Source organism: Bordetella genomosp. 8 (assembly GCF_002119685.1).
In the GTDB taxonomy this organism is placed as follows: Bacteria; Pseudomonadota; Gammaproteobacteria; order Burkholderiales; family Burkholderiaceae_B; genus Bordetella_C.
On sequence record NZ_CP021108.1, the window covers coordinates 5,379,840 to 5,398,207 of the forward strand.

The 18,368-nt window shown below is 67.9% G+C and carries 13 protein-coding genes; 10 read left to right on the top strand and 3 right to left on the bottom strand.

The features are described 5' to 3' along the window. Positions 1-29: 29 nt before the first annotated feature. The 5 genes from CAL12_RS24310 to CAL12_RS24330 are packed head-to-tail and all read left to right on the top strand — an operon-like array spanning position 30 to position 5,104. The gene (locus CAL12_RS24310) at positions 30-1,055 is read left to right on the top strand and encodes an ABC transporter ATP-binding protein (protein WP_232464979.1); all 1,026 of its coding nucleotides are present in this window, start codon (positions 30-32) and stop codon (positions 1,053-1,055) included. Positions 1,056-1,071: 16 nt separating this feature from the next. Further along, positions 1,072-2,142: an ABC transporter ATP-binding protein gene (locus CAL12_RS24315; RefSeq protein ID WP_086066952.1), complete on the top strand. Its 1,071-nt coding sequence runs from the start codon at positions 1,072-1,074 to the stop codon at positions 2,140-2,142. After that, positions 2,139-3,542, top strand: a complete 1,404-nt coding sequence (locus tag CAL12_RS24320) for an amidase (protein ID WP_157793115.1) — start codon at positions 2,139-2,141, stop codon at positions 3,540-3,542. The genes CAL12_RS24315 and CAL12_RS24320 overlap by 4 nt, the downstream gene beginning before the upstream one ends. 15 nt (positions 3,543-3,557) lie before the next feature. Continuing rightward, the gene (locus CAL12_RS24325) at positions 3,558-3,773 is read left to right on the top strand and encodes a hypothetical protein (protein WP_086066954.1); all 216 of its coding nucleotides are present in this window, start codon (positions 3,558-3,560) and stop codon (positions 3,771-3,773) included. Next, on the top strand, positions 3,770-5,104 hold the full coding sequence (locus tag CAL12_RS24330; RefSeq protein WP_232464625.1) for an amidase: 1,335 nt from the start codon (positions 3,770-3,772) through the stop codon (positions 5,102-5,104). The genes CAL12_RS24325 and CAL12_RS24330 overlap by 4 nt, the downstream gene beginning before the upstream one ends. A 49-nt stretch (positions 5,105-5,153) precedes the next feature. On the opposite strand, the gene CAL12_RS24335 is transcribed toward CAL12_RS24330, so the two are convergent. The 3 genes from CAL12_RS24335 to CAL12_RS24345 are packed head-to-tail and all read right to left on the bottom strand — an operon-like array spanning position 5,154 to position 8,892. Then, on the bottom strand, positions 5,154-7,385 hold the full coding sequence (locus tag CAL12_RS24335; RefSeq protein WP_086066956.1) for a xanthine dehydrogenase family protein molybdopterin-binding subunit: 2,232 nt from the start codon (positions 7,383-7,385) through the stop codon (positions 5,154-5,156). Between the two features lie 16 nt (positions 7,386-7,401). Next, positions 7,402-8,406 carry an FAD binding domain-containing protein gene (locus CAL12_RS24340; RefSeq protein ID WP_086066957.1) on the bottom strand — a complete coding sequence of 335 codons (1,005 nt, stop codon included), beginning with the start codon at positions 8,404-8,406 and terminating at the stop codon, positions 7,402-7,404. A gap of 9 nt (positions 8,407-8,415) precedes the next feature. Next, positions 8,416-8,892 (bottom strand): (2Fe-2S)-binding protein, encoded by a 477-nt coding sequence (locus CAL12_RS24345; RefSeq protein ID WP_086068091.1) that lies wholly within the window; start codon positions 8,890-8,892, stop codon positions 8,416-8,418. A gap of 542 nt (positions 8,893-9,434) precedes the next feature. On the opposite strand from CAL12_RS24345, the gene CAL12_RS24350 reads away from it, so the two are divergent. From CAL12_RS24350 to CAL12_RS24370, 5 genes are all read left to right on the top strand, one after another. After that, positions 9,435-11,828 (top strand): ATP-binding protein, encoded by a 2,394-nt coding sequence (locus CAL12_RS24350; RefSeq protein WP_198298319.1) that lies wholly within the window; start codon positions 9,435-9,437, stop codon positions 11,826-11,828. A gap of 111 nt (positions 11,829-11,939) precedes the next feature. Beyond that, positions 11,940-12,941: a hypothetical protein gene (locus CAL12_RS24355; protein ID WP_086066959.1), complete on the top strand. Its 1,002-nt coding sequence runs from the start codon at positions 11,940-11,942 to the stop codon at positions 12,939-12,941. Positions 12,942-12,951: 10 nt separating this feature from the next. After that, positions 12,952-15,663, top strand: a complete 2,712-nt coding sequence (locus tag CAL12_RS24360) for an amino acid adenylation domain-containing protein (RefSeq protein ID WP_086066960.1) — start codon at positions 12,952-12,954, stop codon at positions 15,661-15,663. Next, complete coding sequence (locus CAL12_RS24365; protein WP_086066961.1) at positions 15,650-16,861, top strand: MFS transporter; 1,212 nt, start codon at positions 15,650-15,652, stop codon at positions 16,859-16,861. The genes CAL12_RS24360 and CAL12_RS24365 overlap by 14 nt, the downstream gene beginning before the upstream one ends. A 12-nt stretch (positions 16,862-16,873) precedes the next feature. After that, positions 16,874-18,334, top strand: a complete 1,461-nt coding sequence (locus CAL12_RS24370) for an amidase family protein (RefSeq protein WP_086066962.1) — start codon at positions 16,874-16,876, stop codon at positions 18,332-18,334. The last annotated feature ends 34 nt before the right edge of the window (positions 18,335-18,368 follow it).

Sequence of the window (18,368 nt, forward strand, 5' to 3'; positions counted from 1 at the left end):
GCCGCGATCGCGGCGGTCCGGCCCAGCCCATGCTGATCGTCGAGGACCTGAAAAAACACTTCGACGCGGGCAGGCCGGCCCTGGGTGCGCCGCGCACGGTCGTGCGCGCCGTCGACGGCGTCAGCTTCCAGGTCGCCAAGGGCGAAACGGTCGGCATCGTCGGCGAATCGGGTTGCGGCAAATCCACGACGGCGCGCCTGCTGATGCACCTGCTCAAGCCGGACGCCGGCCGCGTGATCTTCGACGGCGAAGAGGTCTCGGCCGTGGACGGCATCAGCGTGCGTGAACTGCGCACGCACATGCAGATGGTGTTCCAGGACAGCTATGCCTCCTTGAACCCGCGCCTGACCGTCGAGGACAGCATCGCGTTCGGCCCGACCGTAATCGGCATGCCAGCGGCACAGGCGCGCGCCCGCGCCCACAGCCTGCTGCGCATGGTGGGCATGGAACCGGAAAGCTATGCGCGCCGCTATCCGCACGAGCTTTCCGGCGGACAGCGGCAGCGCGTCAATATCGCGCGCGCCCTGGCCATGGGACCGCGGGTACTGATCCTGGACGAATCGGTGTCGGCGCTGGACAAGTCGGTCGAGGCCCAGGTCTTGAACCTGCTGCGCGAACTGAAGCGCGAACTCGGCCTGACCTACCTATTCATCTCGCACGACCTCAACGTGGTGCAGTACATCAGCGATCGCGTGCTGGTGATGTACCTGGGCCGGGTCGTGGAATCCGGACCGGTGGCACGCATCTATACGGCGACGCGGCATCCCTATACCGCCGCGCTGCTGGCCTCGCGTCCGTCGATGGACCCGCGCAGGCGGGTGGCGAAGCCGCCGCTGTCCGGCGACCCGCCCAATCCCATCAATCCGCCGACGGGCTGCCGCTTCCGGACCCGCTGTCCGCGCGCCCGCCAGCGCTGCGCCGAGGAAATGCCCGTGCTGGCCTTGGCGCCGGACGATGGCGGCCATCTTGCCGCCTGCCATTACCCGCTGCTTCCGGGCGAAGCGCAGGTCGATCCCGCCGCCGCCGCGGCGGACGCGTCGCGCTTGCGCGCTTGAACAGGAGACCGCGACCATGAACACGATTGCGGCCCGCGTGGACGAACCGCTGGTGCAGGTCCGCGACCTGACGGTGCGCTTCGTCAATCGCGACATGAATGTGCCGGTGGTCAACGGCGTGTCCTTCTCGCTGCGCGAAGGAGAAGTCCTGTGCCTGCTTGGCGAATCCGGTTCCGGCAAGAGCGTCACCATGCGCGCCCTGATGCGACTGCTGCCCGACAGCGCGCAACTGGATGGTCACGTATCGATAGGCGGCCGCGACATCCTCGCCCTGCCGCGCCGCAGGCTGCCGGATATCCGCGGCTCGCTCATCTCGATGATCTTCCAGGAACCGTTGACCGCCCTGGATCCCGTCTACACCATCGGCCAGCAGATCGCGGAAGCCGTGCGCCGGCACGACAGGGTGGACCGTCGCGCCGCGATGCGCCGCGCGCTGGAGCTGCTGGAACTGGTGCAGATCCCTTCGGCGGCGCGCCGCCTGGCCGCCTATCCCCATGAACTGTCCGGCGGACTGCGGCAGCGCGCCATGATCGCGCTGGCCTTGTCATGCCGCCCGCGCCTGCTGCTGGCCGACGAGCCGACCACCGCGCTGGACGCCACCGTGCAGATCCAGGTGCTGCTGCTGTTGCGCGAACTCCAGCGCGAACTGGGCATGGCCACCATTTTCGTCACGCATGACCTGGGCGTGGCGTGCGAGGTGGCGGACAAGGTCGCGGTGATGTATGCCGGACGCTTCGTCGAAACCGGCGCCATCGCGGATGTCATGGACCGGCCCGTCCATCCCTATACGCAAGGCCTGCTGCGCTCCACCGTGCATGGTGGCATGCGCGAAAGCGAGCTGGTACCGATACCTGGCGCGCCACCCGACCTGGCCAGCCTGCCACCGGGCTGCTGCTTCGCGCCGCGCTGCGCGCTGCATCAACCCGAATGCGATGCCGGCGTGCCCGCGCTGCGCGAGCCGGTCGGCCTGGATGGCGGACTGCTGGCGATGCCGGGCAGCGGCCACGCCGCCCGTTGCATCCGCGCCGCCCCCTTCGCGGCGCCACGCACGCCCCGATCCATTCCCTGCAGGAGTATCCCCGCATGAGTGCCGAACTGTGTTTCCTTTCCGTAGGCGAGGCATCCCGCCTGCTGCAATCGCGCAAGCTGTCGCCGGTGGAGCTGGTCGATGCCTTCCTGGCGCGCATCGACGAAGTGGACGACCGCGTGCACAGCTATCTGCTGGTCATGGCCGATGAAGCGCGCGCGGCGGCCCGCGCGGCCGAGCAGGACATCATGGCGGGCCGCTGGCGCGGTCCCCTGCATGGCATTCCCTACGCGGTCAAGGACAACTACTACACGCGCGGTGTGCGGACCTGCGCCGGGTCGCGCCTGCTGCTGGACCACGTGCCGGACTACGATGCGGCCGCCATCGAACGCCTGGGCGAAGCCGGCGCCATCTTGCTGGGCAAGCTGAATACCTGGGAATATGGCACCGGCACGGGCGCGGTCCACTTCGACCTGCCCTTCGAGCCGGCTCGCAATCCCTGGAATACCGCGCACTTCACCGGCGGCTCCTCGACGGGCGCGGGTGCGGCGGTCGCCGCGGGCACCGCCATGGCCGCGCTGGGATCGGACACCGGCGGGTCCGTGCGGCTGCCCGCCGCGGCCTGCGGGCTGCAGGGCATGAAGGCGACCTATGGCCGCATCAGCCGCCATGGCATCCTGCCCAACTGCTACAGCCTCGATGTGCCCGGCCCCCTGACCTGGACCGTCGAAGACAGCGCGCTGCTGATGCGCGCCATGGCGGGCCACGATGCCCGCGACCCCGCCAGCGCGCGCCGGCCCGTCCCGGACTACATGGCCGGCCTGCAGGCCGGCGTGAACGGCATGACGATAGGCATCGTTCGCGACCTCGGCCGCGAAGGCGAGCGCATCGACGCGGCCAACCGCGACGCCCTGGAAGACATGGCCCGCGTCCTGGCCGACGAAGGCGCGCACATCGTCGACGTCGTGCTGCCGGCTTCGGTGACCGACTATCGCCGCGCGTGCAGCGTGATCAACTGGACGGAGTCGCTTTCCATCCATGAGAACGACTTCATGACGCGCGCCACGGAAATGGGCCAGGCCCTGCGCGACAAGATGATGAGCGGCTTCATGACGCGCGCCGTCGACTACGTCGCCGCGCAACGCCGGCGCCGTGAACTGGCCAGCGCCACCGACGCGCTGATCTGCAGCGTCGACGCGCTGATCCTGCCTTGCGCCTTCCATACAGCCCCGGCCATCGAGGACTTCGACCGCGTCAGGGACTTCACCGTCGACACCGCTTGCACGCCGTTCAACATGTCGGGCCATCCCGCCATGGCGGTGTGCACCGGTTTCGACCAACACGGCCTGCCGACCAATGCGCAGATCGCCGGCCGCTATTTCGACGAAGCCACGGTCTTGCGCGTTGCCTGCGCCTACGAGCGCGCCACGCCCTGGCGCGCTCGCCGCCCCTCTCTCTGATCCCTGGAAATAGCCATGAATCCAACCCCCCTATGGAGCGCCGCCGACATCCAGGCGCACTGCCAGCGCTACGGCCTGCAGTTGCCGGAACCGCTCATGCGGCGCATGCAGGAACTATCCACCGACGTATCGCTGGCCGGCATGGGCATCGCCCGCATGCCGGCGAAAGACCGCGAGCCGGCACTGGTCTTCGACCTTCCCGCCGCGGCCATCCACCGTGAGGAAACATGATGGAACCGTATGAACTGACCGCCACCGAAGCCTCCGCCCTGATCGCGGCGCGCGAACTGTCCTGCGAGGAACTGGCCCGCTCCACCGTTGCCCGGATCCGCGCCCGGGATCCGGACATACGCGCCTGGAGCTGGTATGACGAAGACATGATCATCCGCAACGCGCGCGAGCTGGACAAACGCCCGCCGCGCAGCCCGCTGCACGGCCTGACCTTCGGGGTCAAGGACGTGATCGATACGGCGGACATGCCCACGCAGCACAATTCCCCGATACACGTGAACCATCAGCCGGGGCAGGATGCCGCCTGCGTCGCCGTGGTCCGGCATAGCGGCTCGCTCATCGTCGGCAAGACCGACACGGTGGAGTTTGCTTCCGGCGGACGGCGCGCCGTCACGCGCAATCCGTACAATCTCGCGCACAGCCCTGGAGGATCCTCGTCCGGTTCCGGGGCCGCCGTGGGCGACAAGCAGGTGCAACTGGCCTTCGGCACGCAGACGGGCGGGTCCCATATACGTCCCGCCGCGTTCAACGGCATCTACGGCATCAAGCCCACGCACGGGATCGTCAGCCGCGAAGGCGCGAAGATGTATTCCCATACGCTGGACACCATCGGGTGGTACGGGCGCTGCGTGGAAGACCTGCAACTGGTGGGCCGCGCCTTCCAGCTGCCGGCGGATGACCGCGCGGCGCCTACCGGCGTAAAAGGCCTGCGTATCGGCCTGTGCCGCACGCCCGTCTGGTCGGCGGCCGACGCCTATGCCCGCGCCGCGTTGATGGAAGCCGCCCGCCGCCTCGAGGCCGCGGGCGCCATCGTCGAGGAACTGACGCTGCCCGCCAGCTTCGACGGCATGGACGCCGCCCAGCAGACCGTCATGCGCGGAGAGGGCCGCGCCGCCTTCCTGCCCGCCTATCTGGGCAGCCATCATCTGCTGCACGAGGACTTCCGCGAAATGGTGGAGAACAGCAGACGGATCACGCCGGCGCAGCTGGTGCAGGCCTACGACCTGGCCGCCGCCTGCCGGCGCGCCTTCGACGGCCTGTTCGGCGACACCCTGGACGCGGTGCTGACGCCCGCTTCGCCGGGCGAAGCGCCCGAAGGCCTGCAGGACACGGGCAATCCGGCCTTCAATTCCATGTGGACGCTGCTGCATGTGCCATGTGTCGGCATCCCCGTGGGCAAAAGCGCGCGGGGCCTGCCGCTGGGCATCCAGCTGGTGGGACCGCGCTTCGCCGATACCCGCCTGCTGGACATCGCCCGCGCCTGCGCGCCGGCGATCCATCAGGCCGGCACGCTGACGCAGATCGACGCGGACGTGGCGGTGGCGGCCTGACCCCCGCCTGCCCCCGCCAGGCCCGCCGGAAAGGCGGGCGGCCCGCCCGTCATGCCTGCATCAGGTCCTCGATCATGGCGGGCAGCTCACGCACCCGAACGCCGGTCGCATGGTAGATGGCGTTGGTGATCGCCGCCGCCGTCCCCGCCAGCCCGATCTCGCCCACGCCGCGCGCGCCCAGCTCGTTCAGCACGGGATCGGGATAATCCAGGAAGGTCACATCGATCTCCGGGGTATCCGCGTTCGACGCCACGATGTAGTCGGCCAGGTTGCTATTGGCCGGCTTGCCGCTGCGCTCGTCGTAGGTCGTATGCTCGAACAGCGCCATGCCCACGCCCATCACCACCGCGCCTTCGATCTGGTTGCGCGCCGGACGCGGATTCAGGATGCGGCCGGCGTCGATCACCGTGACGACACGGCTGACCCGCAGGCGCGCGATCTCCGGCTGCCACTCGACCTCGACGAAATGCACGCCATAGGAATTGATGGAGTACTTGCGCTTCAAGGGATCGTCGCCGAAGTTGCCCTCGGTCTCGCTGCCCTCGCCCGCGATCGCGCGCAGGTCGGCGCCCGTGACGATCTCGGCGAAAGGCTTGCCGCTTTCCGGCGGCTGGTCCTTCAGATGCACGTAGCCGCGCGTGAAGGCCAGGTCGTCGGGCTTGCGGCCGGGGAAAGCGGCCTTCTCGCCGTCGCAGGCGGTCTTCAGCACCGACTTCACCGCCTCGCGGGTGGCCTTGAACACCGCAGGAATCACCGATGACGTCACGGTGGAACCGCCCGAGACCGGCCCGGGCGGCAATGCCGTATCGCCCAGCGCCACGTCGATGCGCTCGAGCGCGATGCCGGTCTCGGCGCCGACCAGCTGCGCCATGATGGTGTAGGTTCCGGTGCCGATATCCTGCGTGCCGCAGGCCACATGCGCGGATCCGTCGGCGCGCAGCTCGACCCGGGCGTGCGTGGGCTGGCGGGCGCCCAGCCATGAGCAGCACGCCATGCCCCAGCCCAGTATCTTGCCGTCGCGCTGCATGGAGCCCACTGCGGGCGTGCGGCGGGCCCACCCGAATTTTTCAGCGCCGCGCTGTATGCATTCGGTCAGGTGGCGCGAAGAGAACGGCAGGCCGTTGCCTTCGTCGTGGTCCGGTTCGTTCTTCAGCCGCAGTTGCACGGGGTCCATGTTCAGCGCCACCGCCAGTTCGTCCATGGCCGACTCCAGGGCGAACAGGCCGGGCACGGCGCCCGGGCCGCGCATGGCCGTGGGCGTGCCCATGTTGCGCCGGCTAAGGGCCGAGGTCACGCGCAGGTTCGGCGTGCTGTACATGTGCGGCGTGGCCTCGGCGCAGTCTTCCTCGTAGTCGTCCAGTATCGAAGTCTGGTTCAGGAAATCCTGCTGCAGGGATTGCAGCTTGCCATCCTGCGTGGCGCCCAGCCGTATGCGCTGCTGGGTGATCGGACGATGGCCGACGTTCTGGAACATCATCTGGCGCGTCACCACCAGCTTGATGGGGCGGCCCAGCTGGCGCGCCGCCACCGCGGCGACCATGCAATGCGGCCAGGGCCACAGCTTGCCGCCGAAGCCGGAACCCAGGAATTGCGAGATCACGCGCACCTTTTCCGGCGTGGTACCCAGCGCCTGCACCATGACCGCCTTGTGGTTGTCCACGGCCTGCGAGGTCTCGTACAGCGTGTATTTTTCGCCATCCCACAACGCCACGGTCGCGTGCAGTTCGATGGGGTTGTGCGTTTCCACCGGCGTCACGTACGTATGGTCGACCTTGACGGCCGCGCTGTCGTACGCCGCGGGCGCCTGGCCGCGCTCGCTGCCCACCTTGACCTTGGTATCCGCCGACAATTGCGTGGCGACGACCGGCTTGTCCTGCTTGTAGCCGACCTTGACGGCCGCCGCGGCCGCCGTGGCCTGTTCGAAGGTGTCGGCGATGACCGCCGCGACATACTGGCCGTAGTAGCGGATCTCGTCGTCGTGGAAAGGCGGCCGCCCCTCGTCCACCTTGGCGCCCTGCACGCGGTAAAGCTTGCCGGCATTTGCGCGATGCAGGATCAGGCGCACGCCCGGCATGGCCTGCGCCGCCGCGATATCCAAGGACTCGATGCGCCCGTTGGCGATGGTGCTGCATACCGGCACGGCGTAAAGCATGCCAGGGAAATTGAAATCGGAGGTGTACATCGCCGTGCCGCTGACCTTCAGCGGCCCATCCACGCGCGGCGTGGCGCGACCGATGACGTCGGCGGCGCGCGTGGCGGGGCTTGCTTCGACTGTGCTCATGACTGTGACTCCTGTTCTACGCGGCCTGCGTGGCCTGTTTCAGGGTGTGAACCAGGCAACGCCGCGCCAGCTCGATCTTGAAGGCGTTCTCGGATTGCGGCCGCGCATCCTTCAAGGCCGCGTCCGCGGCGGCCTTGAACACCTGCTCGCCAGGCGCCTGGCCCTGCAACGCCGCTTCGGCCTCCGGAGATCGCCATGGGCGCGTCCCGACGCCGCCCAGCGCCACGCGGACATGCGAGATCCTGCCCTGGCTGACCGTCGCCACCACCGCCGCGGAAGCCAGCGCGAACTCGTAGGATGCGCGGTCGCGCAGCTTCAGGTAGACCGAACGGTTGCCCTGTGCGGGGGCCGGCAGCGTCACGTGCGTGATCAGGTCGCCGGGCTGCAGCACGGTCTCGCGGTCGGGCGTATCGCCCGGCAGGGTGTAGAAATCGCCGATGGGCACGGCGCGAGTGCCCTGCACGCCCTGGATGTGCACGGTCGCTTCCAGCGCCACCAGGGCGACGTTCATGTCCGACGGATTGCTGGCGATGCACTGCTCGCTGGTGCCCAGCACGGCCAGGTTGCGGTTGTATCCGCCTATCGCCGAACAGCCGCTGCCCGGCTCGCGCTTGTTGCATGCCGCGGCGGTATCGCGGAAGTACACGCAGCGAGTACGTTGCAGCAGGTTGCCCCCGGTGGTCGCCATATTGCGCAGCTGCGCCGACGCGCCGGACAGCAATGCCTGCGACAGCACGGCGTAATCGCGCTTGATGGTGGCGTCATTGGCCAGGTCGGCATTGCGCACCATGGCGCCTATACGCACACCGCCGCCATCCTGCGGTTCTATCCGGTCCAGGGCCAGGCGGCTGATGTCGATGACGCGGGCCGGCCGCTCCACGTCCAGCTTCATCAGGTCGATAAGCGTGGTGCCGCCGGCCAGGAATCGGACATCCGCGCCTTGTTGCGCGGTGCGCGCGGCAGCCCCCGCCCGCACCGCGTCCTGGACGTCGCTGGCGCGCGTCAACTGGAACATTTCCATGCTGTCCTCCTAGGCCTTGCGGCGGACGTCCTGGACGGCCGCGACGATGTTGGGATAGGCGCCGCAGCGACAGATGTTGCCGCTCATGGCTTCGCGCACATCGGCGTCGGCGGGGCCCCAGGGCTCGCGCAGCAGCGCGACGGCCGACATGATCTGGCCCGACGTGCAATAGCCGCACTGGTAGCCGTCATGCTCGACAAAGGCCGCCTGCATCGGATGCAGCTGACCTGGCTGCCCCAGGCCTTCGATGGTGGTGATCGCGTCGCCTTCATGGGTGGCAGCGAAGCTCAGACAGGAATTCACGCGGCGCCCGTTGACGTGGACCGTGCATGCCCCGCACTGGCCATGGTCGCAGCCTTTCTTGGTTCCTGTCAGATGCAGGTGCTCGCGCAACGCATCCAGCAGGGTGGTGCGCGGATCCAGGTTCAAATCGTGGGTTTGGCCATTCACTGAAATACGCATGGGTATCGTTCCTTCCGGCGCCATGGCAGCCGGTTGATCGGTGGAAGTGGCGGCGGCGGGCGTCCCCTTGGACGCGGCATCCGCGACCAGGTGGGCCGCCGCGCTCGCCGACAGCCCGGCGGCGCCAACGCCGGCCAGGAAGCTCCGGCGCGCCGGGCGGTTCAAACCGTTGTCGGGATCGGCGCACGCGCGCGCGGGCTTGGGGGGAGAAGCGGGCATGGATATCTCCGTAGGATGCAGCCCGCGGAACAGGCTGGCTGGCAAAACCCCGGCCATCGGCAAGATGCGTACCCAGTCCGATATTTGCATGGCTGCTCGACGCCGGACGATACGAATCGTGACACCGCCAGAACGGCGCACCGGCAGAGGACCACATATCAATTTCTTGCGGTTCTATGCGAAGCACATCGCATCTGACAGGCCTGTTCCGGTTCAACATCCGCTGGCGCCCTCCAGGCTTTTATTGCAGTATTGGCTGAAGGTCGTGTCGTCCTGGTAGCCTAGCCCGAATGGACGCGACACCGCCTGCATTTCGTACCGAGTCTTCCCACGACCTACAACCAGAGATGCAGGCGCTGAGAACCCATGTACTCGAATCGATTCTGTTGCTGGCGCTCCTGCTTGGGACATGGACGCCGGCAACCGCCGCCGTCTCCAAGACCTTTTTTCTGCCGGATGAAACCGAATTCGCGGTTTCGTTGAAGCCTTTTATTACCGCCTACGCCGATCGAGACGGCCGACTCGATTTCGAACAGATACGCCTATTGGCCGCCCGGAATCCCGATATTTTCCAGCCGGCGGAAATAAGAAGCCGGACCGCCACGGATCCCGAGTCGGCGTGGTGGCTGCAACTGGTCATCGCCAACACCAGGGACCACGCCAACCGGCTCACGCTGGTGGCGGGCCCGAGCAACCTCGAACATGTCGATTTCTTCGTCGAGGCGAACGGCGAACAGTGGCACACCCGTGCGGGCACCCAGGTTCCCATCCTGCAGCAGCAGGACTTGACGCGCTTTCCCACGCTGCGCCTGCACCTGAACCGCGACGAGTCCGTTCGTGTGTGGATAAAAATCAAAAGCTACACGCCCTATACCCTCAATCCCGTGCTGTATACGCGCCGCCTGTTCCAGACGGCGGACAGCGTGACGACAAGTTCTGACAGCATATTGGTCGGGGCAGGCGGCGCGCTGGTCGCATGCATGATATTGGCCGCCATCGTGACTCGGCGTGCGCCCCTCCTGTGGCTGGCGGCGATCGGCGCCGGCGCGGTCGTGCGCGAAGCCGCCGGCCGCGATTATCTGCAGCGGCTGCTGTGGCCGCTGGACGCCACATGGGGCTATCGGCTGGAACTGACGCTGGACATCCTTTACCTGGCCTTGTGCGCCATGTTCGTCCGGCGCGCCGCCAACAGCGATCCGTTGGCCATCCCTGGCACGCGGGTGTATCCCGCGGCCATCGCGTGCCTATGTACCTGCCTGCTGGCGGCCATGCTGCTGCCGGTGCCTTTCGCGCTTCCGGTTCCCATCTCGCTCTGGCTGTACCAGGGCCTCACCGCCGTCCTGGCCGCCTGCATGCTGGCATCGGCCGCGATGCTGGCCCGGCGTGCTCCCGCCGCGCCCACCGCGCCGGCCGCACGCCGGGCCCGCACCGTCGCTGCCCTGCTGGGCTTGTCCGCGATCTTCATCATCGTGGACGCCGGCGTCAGGACCATGGACCCCTTCCTGCCTTCCCCGCTGATCCCCAACGCAATGCTGCTGGATTCCGGCTCCCCGCCGCTGGCCCTGCTCGCCGTCATCGGCAACCTGACGGTTCTGACGCTTTGGGCGGCGACCCAGTTCGCACTGTCGCGGCCCGCGTGGCCGGCGGCCTCCCCAGCCAGGTCCCGGCGCGTGCCACCGCCTGTGCCGCCCGTGCCGTCGGCGGCGCTGCCGCCGCAGGATCCCGAAAATGCACCCACGCCGCCAGCTTCCCTGCCCGCGGCGGCGCCCGCGGTCGCGGCGCAGGCGTCCGTCGCCACGCACCAGGCCATGATCCTGGGCTATGTCGGACACGACCTGCGCGCGCCGCTGGCCATCATCAGCGGCTACGTCCGCCTGTTGCGGCAGGCCGCCGCGCCCACCCAGCACGAGTACCTGGATGTCATCGAACGCAGCGTCGGCCACCAGTTCGGCTTGATCGAAGAGCTGCTCACCTACAGCATGCTGGAACTCGAACCGTTCGCCGTCCATCCGGAAGAAGTCGAACTGCCGCTGCTGCTCGACGAACTGGCCCGCTTCGGCATCGCGCTGTGCACCGATCAGCGCAACAGCTTCGAATATCTGCCCGCGCCGACCTTGCCCGCGGTCGTACGGGTGGATGGCAAGCGCTTGCGGCAGACCGTGTTGAACCTGCTCGGCAACGCGGCCAAATTCACCACGGACGGCACGGTGAGATTCGAAGCGCGGGTGCAGGAGCAGGATGCCGCACAGGCGGAATTGCATATCGCCGTCTTCAACGACGGCCCGCACATCTCGGTGGAGGATCAGCGCGAGATCTTCCTGGCATTCCGGCAACTGCATCGCCGTGAATCCGGCCTGGGCCTGGGTCTTTTCATCGTCGAACGGATCGCGCGCGCCATGGGTGGCAACGTCCGCGTGGAGAGCGCGCCCGAACGCGGCAGCCGCTTCCACCTGACCATCCTGGTCGAGCTGGTGGACGCTTCGGCCGTCGGCACACGGCCCCTGGGGCAGGCCCACGCAGACGACCTTCAAGGGCCGCCGCTGGCGGCCCCCCCGCTGGCCCTGCGCCTGGCCTTGTCGCGACTGGCGCAGGATGGCGAGCTATCCGAAATCGAAAATTGGATATACGAAACGCGCGCCGTCTACCCGCAATACCAGGCCTTCTATGACGAAGTCGCCAAACGGGTGGAAACCTTCGACATGGAGCGCCTGCAAAGGCTGGCCCTGCAAGGCACGATGTAGTCAGGCCAGTCCGATATTTCCATAAGCCGCATGTGAATCCTCCGGCGCTCCCATAGTCTGCGCCCGCCAACCGGATATACCCATCCGGTCTTCTGCCGCACGAGGTTTCCCATGATGGAATTAACCGTCGACTTTTGCTTCACCCCCCAGGACGCGACGGCGCTACAGCGCATCCTGACGGACATCGACGTCAATCCCTACGCCGACTATGGCGCTTTCGAAGAGAGGGTGGACGCCGTCATCCGCAACGGCCAGGTGCCCACGGCGTTCCATGATTGCTGCGAAATGCGCAGGCACGCCGACAGCTACGAAAACCCCTATGTCGTCCTGCGCAACTGCCCCATCGATGCCGAGTTGCCCTATCTGGACTTCGACAACCCGGTGCACGACAAGCGCGAACGCAAGGGCACCCACGTCGCCGAGGCCTTCCTGCTGCTGTACGCCAAGCTGATGGGGCAGGAACCGATCGGCTACGCCAACGTCAACGACGGCGACATCTTCCAGGACATCCATCCGCAGAAGAGCCTGGCGCAGAGCCAATCCCAGAAGGCCATGAAGCCCATCTATTTCCACAAGGACCTGGCGAATCATTTCGTCCGCCCGGACTGGGTCAACATCCTGGGCCTGCGCGCGTCGCCGCGCAATCAGATCTACACCTGCTATGTCCGCAACAAGGACCTGCTGCCCTTCCTGGGCGCGGATCTCTGCGCGGACCTGCGCCAGCACGAATTCCACACCCCCTATGACGACCTGACCCTGCATAACAGCAAGGTCCGCTTGGGCGAGGCGGACGTGCATCCGGTGCTGGGCGGCGCGACGGCGACCGACCTGCGCTTCTTCGAAAACCGCACGCGCGGCCTGACTCAGCGCGCCAGCCGTGCCGTGGAAATGCTGATCTCCGCGCTGCACAAGCTGAAGAAACGGGTGCAGATCCTGCCGGGCGACCTGGTGGGTGCCGCCAACAACGATTGCCTGCACAGCAAGGACGTGGGGCTGGTCCTCGATCCCGAGGCGCTGCGCAACCGCTGGTTGATGAAGACGGTCAACGTCCGCTCGCTGGCGCAACACGCCCAGTACTTCTCCGACGACCGGCCGCGCGTCGTCAACGGCTAGGGGAAAGCACATGCGCACGCCTTTCCCTGTCGATCATTTCGACCTGGTGTCCCGGGCCATGCCCGCGCAGCTCGCGATCCGCCACGGCGGACGAGACTGCACCTACGCCGATCTTCGGTCCGCCGCGGATCGCGTGGCGTACCGCCTGCGCGCGCTGGGCGCGGGGCGCGGCGTCGTCATCGGCATTGCCCTGGAACGCTCGGTCGAATGGGTCGCGGCGATGCTGGGTATCCTGAAGGCCGGGGCGGCCTACCTGCCGCTGGACCCGGCCTATCCCAGGGACCGGCTTGCGCTGTGCATCGCGGACAGCGGCGCCCGCTACGTCATCTGCGACGCGGCGAACCGCCACCTCAGCCCGGACAACGCCTTGCTGATCGAACATCTGGCGGCGGACGGGCGCGGTGCGGACAAGGCTTCGTGCCACGTGGACGGGCCGGGCGTCGATACGCCGGGTGTCGATACGCCGGGCGTCGCCACGCCGGGCGGCGCTGCGTCCCCGGTGGCGGCTGACGCGGATGCCGCCTATCTGCTCTACACCTCGGGATCGACAGGCCGCCCCAAGGGCGTCGTCGTGCCACGCGCCGCCCTCGCCTACCAGATGCAATGGTTCGTGCGGGAGTTCGCTTGCAGTCAGCACGATGTCTTCCTGCAGAAAACATCCACGGCCTTCGACGCTTCAGTCTGGGAATACCTGGCGCCGCTGATGGTGGGCGCCACCATGGTCATCGCCGACAACACGCCAGCCGCCATCGCGCAGGCAGCGCGCGAACACCGCGTCACCCTGCTGCAGCTCGTGCCCGCCATGCTGCAGGCCCTGGCCGAACCCGATACGCTGCGCGACCTGTCCCACCTGCGCCTGCTGTTCTGCGGCGGCGAACCCCTGCCGCGCCGCCTGGTCACGCAGGTCCAGGCTTGTCTTCCCGTCCCCGTCGTCAACCTGTACGGGCCCACGGAAGCCACGGTGCAGTGTGCCTTCCACATATGCCGGCCGACGGACGGCGACACGCGCGACCCGGTTCCGCTGGGACGCCCGCTGCCGGGCACGCTGTTCCATATCCGGGGGGAAGCACCGGACGGCGCCGGCGAACTGACGATCGAAGGCCCCGGCGTCGCCCTCGGCTATCACGCGCAGACCGCCCTGACGGCGGACCGTTTTGGCACCTCGTCCGCCGGCGTGCGTAGCTATCGAACCGGCGACATGGTCGCGCTGGACCGCCACGGCGACTATATCTTCCTGGGACGCGCCGACAATCAGGTCAAGCTGCGAGGACTCCGCATCGAGCTGGAAGAAATCGAACACGCGGTGGCGCGCTGCGCGCCGGCGGTGCGTGGCACCGTGGCCGTCGTCAACGCTGCCGAGCAGATCGAGGTATTCGTCGACGCCTGCATGGCCGATTGGAACGAGGACGACGTCCGTATCGCCATGGCCGCCGCGCTGCCGACCTATATGCAGCCGGTCATCTACACGCCATTGGACCATCTGCCCCTGCTGCCCAATGGCAAACGTGACCGTGCCGCCCTGCGTTTGTTGAGCGCGCGCAGCGCGGCAGGCGGACCGCGCAACGAAGCGCCAACCGAGACGCCGCCTGAAGCGCCGGCCAAAGCACCGCCTGAAGCCCCTTCCGAACCCGCAGCCCGACCATCCCCTGCCGGTGCGGCGCCCGCCCGCGGCGGCCGCGACGTCGCCGCGCGCGTACGGGCCGCCTGGTCCAGGGTGCTCCCGCACAGCACCGGCGACGACAGCCATTTCTTCCACGCGGGCGGGCATTCGCTGCTGGCCATGCAACTGGTGGCCGCCCTGAACCAGGACTTCGGCCTGCAGCTGTCCGCCAGCACCCTGTTCGCCCAACCGACGCTCGCCGCCTTGACGCGCCTGGTGGAAACCACCGCCCGCGACCGCGCCGCGCGCCTTCTGCCGACTGGTTTCGCCAGGCTGATCGGTCCGGCGCATGCCCCCAAGGCATGGTTCGTCCACCCGGCGGGCGGCGGGATCTGGTGCTATCGCGACATCGCGGAATCGGCGCAAGGCGTGGCGTCCTATGGCATCGCCTGCGAGCCGCACGCGGACGGCTCGTACGAGACCGACCTGCGTCGCATGGCACGGCGCTATGCCGACCAGATCCTGGCGCAAGATCCGGACAGTCCGCCCATCCTGTGCGGCTACAGCTTCGGCGGCAACGTCGCCTACGAGATGGCGGTACACCTGCAATCCCAAGGCGTCGAGCCCGCGCTGCTGGTGTTGCTGGACACCTACATCAGCCGGCCAACGGGCGAAGACACGCTGGATTTCATCGCCAGCTATGCGCGCAAGCTGATGGACGGCGGCGCACAGGCGCCCTCCCGCAACGAGCTGGGCGCGATGCCCGTCGACGAGCGCAACCGGATGCTGTTGGAGATGGGCATCCGCGGTGGGCACCTGCCCGTCGACGCCACGCAGCGCGACGTGGAACAGGGGCTGGCGATATGGATCGCCAACAACCATGCGGCCGGCACGCATGCGCCGCGCGACATTTTCGAAGGCCCCACGCTGTTCATACGCGGTACGAGCAATGCGCGCGACAGCCTGCAGGGATGGCCAGCGTTGTTGAAGTGGCTGCACGTGCAGGACGTGCCCGCCGACCACTACTCGCTGTACCGGCAGCCCGTCGCCGGCTATATCGCCGCCTTGATCGAAGCCGCCATCCAGCGCTCGCTGCAAGGGAGAACCCATGCCGTGGCGTAGCAGGGGCGCGCGGGACATCCCAGGCCCCGCTCCGCGCCACCTGCCCCTGCTGATCGCGTTGACGTCCGTGTGCGGCTTCGTCGCCACGGACATTTTTCTGCCCGCCGTCCCGGCGCTGGCGCGCGTCTACGAGCGCGACGCCACGGACATCCAGGCCATGTTCAGCATGTTCCTGTACGCGCTGGCCGCCAGCCACCTGATCCATGGCCCCTTGTCGGATGCATACGGGCGCCGCATTCCCCTGCTGACGTCGCTGGCCACCTATTCCGCCGCGTCGCTGGCCATCCCCTACACCGATTGCTACGACCTCGTGCTTGCATGGCGCGCCCTGCAGGCCGTCGGCGCCTGCGGCGCGATCGTCGTGGGCCGCGCCGTCGCGGCGGACTTCCATCGCGGCGAAAGCCTCCGGGATTTTTTCCTGGGCATCTCCATTGTCGTCGGCATGTCACCCGCCCTCGCACCCGTGCTGGGACAACAGCTCTACGCGGCACTGGGCTGGCAGGCCTGCTTCCTGTTCACCGCCGCATTCGGCGCGCTGCTGGGCTTGCTCGTGTACGCGAAGCTGCCGGAAAGCCTGGTGGCGACCGCCCCGCGCGATGCCTGCGCGCGCCAGGCCTGGAGCGCCTATGGCGCGGTGCTGCGCTCGCGGGACTTCCGCCTCAACGCCGCGATCATCGCGGTATCCCAGGCCGCTTATTTCGCCTACCTGTCGGAGTCGGCCTTTCTGTTGCTCGGGCAGGGGCTCGCGCCCGGCGCGCTGGGCTACACCTACGTCAGCCTCTCGGTCGCCTACGTGGCCGGCAACGGCGTGGCGCGCGCGCTGGCGCCCCGTGTCGGCGGCCAGGCCTTGTACCGCCATGGCTGCCAGCTGTTTCTTTGCGCCGGGCTCGCATTGGGCATAGGCATGTCGCTGCTGCCCGCTTCCACAAGCCTGTTGTTGGCGGGGGTATCCCTGCTGACCTTCGCCAACGGCTTTCTGCTGCCCCTGGGCACCGCCGCGGCAATCGGCGCGGCACCGGGGAACTCCGCCAGCGCCTCGGGGCTGGCGGGCTTTCTGCAGCTTTCCTGCGCGGCGCTCGCGGCGCAGACGATAGGCCCCCTGACCGCGCATCGACCGGGCGCATTCGGACTGGTCATGCTGGGCTTCGGCTTGGCGAACTTCGCGCTCTATCTTGTGCTTCGCCGACGCCAGCAATGAAGGAGAAATACCGTGCTACTGCCCTTCCGCACAGCGGCGCTGCCCACCGACATTGCCGATTTCACGCTCACCCAGGCAATCGCCGCGTTGCGACGCGGGGCCATACACAGCCATGAGGTGATCGACGCCACCCTGGCCCGGCATGCCCGGTACGGCCAGTTCGGCGCCTTCATTTCGACCGCGTTTGAAGACACGGCCGACCAGGCGCCGGAATACGCCGGTGGTATCCACATGCCGGGGCCGGTATCGTTGCAGGGCGTCCCCATCGCGGTCAAGGACAATGTGCATGTGACCGGCTTTTCCTGCACCGCCGGCACGCCGGCGCTGGCGCGATTCCGTCCCGTGCGCGACGCCACCGTCATCGGGCGCCTGCGAGACGCGGGTGCCTTTTTCGTCGGCAAGACGAACATGCACGAGCTATCGCTCGGGGTGACTTGCCACAATGCCTACTTCGGCGACGTACGCAACGCGCGCGATCCGGCGCGGCTGGCCGGCGGCTCCAGCGGCGGCAGCGCGGTGGCGGTGGCACTGGGCCTTGCTTACGGCGCGATCGGCACCGATACCGCGGGCTCGATCCGCATTCCGGCGGCATTGAACGGCATCGTGGGCCTGCGGCCCACCGTGGGCCGCTACCCGGGCGACGGCGTCGCCCCGGTCAGCCCCACCCGCGATACGCCGGGGCCGATGGCCAGGACCGTCGCCGACGTGGCCCTGCTGGACCAGGTCATCACCGGCACGCAACGCCCGGCCATGGCGGCCCGGCCCGAGTGCATACGCCTGGGCGTGGTGCCGCGCCTGTTCTTCGACGGGCTGGATGCGCAGGTGCAGGCGCTGACGCAAGACGCGCTGCGACGCCTGGAAGACAGCGGCGTGCGACTGATCGAACTGCACATGCCGGAGCTGGGACAGCTGAACGACAGCACCAGCACGGCGATCGGCTACGCCGAGTTCTGGCCCGCGATGGAGCGCTACCTGCGCACCCACGGCACGGGCCTGTCCATGGAGGACCTGGCGCGCGGCGCCGCGGGCAACGATGTACGCGCGCTGATCGAGAATTTCCTCGCGCCGTCTTCACCGCACCGCGTGCCGTCCGAACTATACGAAGCGGCCGTCCATACGCACCGGCCCGCCTTGCGCCGCTTGTTCCTGGAACAATTCTGCAGCCACAAGCTCGATGGCATCATCCTGCCGACGACGATCGCCGTCGCCGGCCGGCTGGCAGCCATGGCGGGCATCGTCGCGCTGAACGGCGAGCCGATATCGGCCAACTACGCCTATCTGCGCAATACGCTACCGGCCAGCAATGCAGGCCTGCCGGGCCTGGCCATGCCGGCCGGCTACACGCCACAGGGCCAGGCTGTCGGCATCGAGATCGACGGTCCCCCGCATGGCGACCGCCGCCTACTGGAGATCGGCTTGACGCTGGAGGCCATACTCTCGGTCCCCATCGGCCGCGCGACGCCAGCCCGCTGACAGGTCGGCTTGGATAGAATTGAGGCCCAACCAA